The sequence below is a fragment of the Streptomyces sp. NPDC053750 genome (assembly GCF_044544295.1).
Classification (GTDB): Bacteria; Actinomycetota; Actinomycetes; order Streptomycetales; family Streptomycetaceae; genus Streptomyces.
The window spans coordinates 1-2,458 of the sequence record NZ_JBITXB010000061.1 but is presented as its reverse complement, the minus strand read 5'-3'; the positions used below and the strand labels follow the sequence as shown (position 1 = coordinate 2,458).

Sequence of the window (2,458 nt, the reverse complement as noted above, 5' to 3'; positions counted from 1 at the left end):
TTGCGGACGGATGTGTCGGGGGATCCGTCGTTCCGTGAGTTGGTGGGGCGGGTGCGGGAGACCGCGTTGGGGGCGTACGCGCATCAGGATCTGCCTTTCGAGTACCTGGTCGAGCGGCTCCAGCCCGAACGCGACCTCTCACGGAACCCGCTCGTGCAGGTCGTCTTCCAGATCGTCAACGACCTCCCGGACTGGGGCGCGTTGGGCGACCTCGACGTCTCGCTCTTCCAGACCGACCGTGAGTCCACCCGCATGGATCTGGAGGTCTACCTCTTTCCCGCTGACGACGGTGGCATGAACGGGCGGCTGGTGTTCAGCCGTGCGCTGTTCGACCAGAGCACCATCGAGCGGTTCATACGCCACCTCGACACCGCCTTGCGCCAGCTGATGGCAGACCCCGACCGGCCCATCTCCCACGTGTCCCTCCTCGACGACACCGAGCGGGAACACCTCCTCACGGCCGGGAACGACACGGACCGCCCCCTGCCCGAAGCCTCACTGCCCGAGCTGTTCTCCCAACAGGCCGCCCGGACACCGAACGCGATCGCCCTCGAACTGCCCGACGGCTCCACGCGCACCTACGGGGAACTGGAGCGGCGGGCACACCGCCTCGCCCATCGCCTGCTGGCCGCGGGCCTCACACCCGAGCAGCCCGTCGGACTCCACCTCGACCGTGGCCCGGACCTTGTCGTGTCCATCCTCGCCGTGCTCGCCGCCGGCGCCGCCTACCTGCCGCTCGACCGGCGGGACCCGGCCGGACGCACCCGGCTGCTCCTCGAAGAAGCGGACGCGCGCCTCGTCCTCAGCGACCGGCCCGACACCACCGAGGAGATCCTCCGCGGCACCGCGATCACCACCCTCGACACGACGGCCGACACCGAAGGTCCCGACGACAGGCCCGACGTCACCCTGCATCCGGACATGCTGGCCTACGTGATGTACACGTCGGGCACGACCGGCGTACCCAAGGGTGTGGCCGTGACCCACCGCAATGTCATCGGCCTGGCGCTCGACTCCCGTTGGCGCAACGGCAACCACGAACGGGTGCTGCTGCACTCCCCGCACGTCTTCGACGCCTCCACGTACGAACTGTGGGTTCCGCTGCTGACCGGCGGCCGCGTTGTCGTGGCCCCGCCCGGCGAGCTCGGTACGGCCGACCTGAGCCGCGCCGTCACACGCGGGCGGGTGACCGGGCTGTGGCTCACCGCGGGCCTGTTCAGCCTGCTGGTGGACGTAAGCCCCGAGACCTTCGCGACGGTCCGGGAGGTGTGGGCCGGAGGCGAGGCGGTGTCGCCGGAGACGGTGACCGCCCTGCTGTCCGCGCACCCCGACATCACGGTCGTCGACGGCTACGGCCCGACCGAGACCACCACGTTCGCCAGTTGCCACCCCGTCACGGCCGCCGATCTGCCGATCCGGTCCATGCCTATCGGCACGCCCATGGACAACACCCGGGCCTATGTGCTGGACGCACACATGCGGCCCGTCCCCGTCGGCGTCATCGGCGAGCTGTACCTCGGTGGCGCGGGTCTGGCCCGCGGCTACCGCGGCCGCCCCGGGCTCACCGCCGAACGCTTCGTCGCGGACCCTTTCGGCACGCCCGGCGGCCGGCTGTACCGCACCGGCGACCTGGTGCGTCGACGCGCCGACGGCGTGATCGAGTACCAGGGGCGGGCCGACGAGCAGGTCAAGATCCGCGGCTTTCGCATTGAACCCGCCGAGGTCACCGCGGCACTGGGACGGCAGAAGTCCGTCGCCGCCGCGGTCGCGGTCGTGCGGGAGGACCGTCCCGGCGAGCGAGAACTCGTCGGCTACGTCGTGCCCAGGGACAACCCCCGGCCCGAGGAGTTCGCGGCCGCGGTGCGGACCGCACTCACCGCGGAGGTGCCCCGCCATCTGATTCCGTCGTCCCTCGTCGTCCTGGACGCGATCCCCCTCACCGCGTCGGGCAAGCTGGACCGGCGCGCCCTGCCTGCTCCGGAACGTTCGAAGTCCACCGAGCGCACCGCTCCGCGCACCCCCGAGGAACGCACACTGGCCGCGGTGTTCGCCGAGCTCCTCGGGATCGAGTCGGTCGGCATCGACGAGAACCTGTTCGCACTGGGCGGCCATTCCCTTCTGGCTGCCCGGATGATCGCCCGGATCCGGTCCGACCTGGGCGTCGAGATCCCCCTGCGGATGGTGTATCAGCACGGCACCGTACGGGAGCTCGCCCCGCTCCTGACGGACACCGCGCACCGGACGGACGCTCCACCGTTGGTCCCGGTCGACCGCGACCGACCGCTGCCCCTCTCCTTCGGCCAGCGCGGACTCTGGCTCGCCGACCGGCTGTCTCCCGGCAGTGCTGCGTACAACGTGCCGTTCGCGGTGCGGGTGCGGGGTGGGTTGGATGTGGGTGTGTTGGGTGAGGCGTTGTCGGTGGTGGTGGGTCGGCATGAGGTGTTGAGGACGGTGTTTC

1 protein-coding gene is annotated in these 2,458 nt (G+C 70.7%); it reads left to right on the top strand.

What is annotated here, in order from left to right; translation table 11 throughout:
• Positions 1–2,458 (top strand): amino acid adenylation domain-containing protein (locus tag ACIGO6_RS41600; RefSeq protein ID WP_399886021.1); only part of this gene is annotated, 2,458 nt, incomplete at both ends.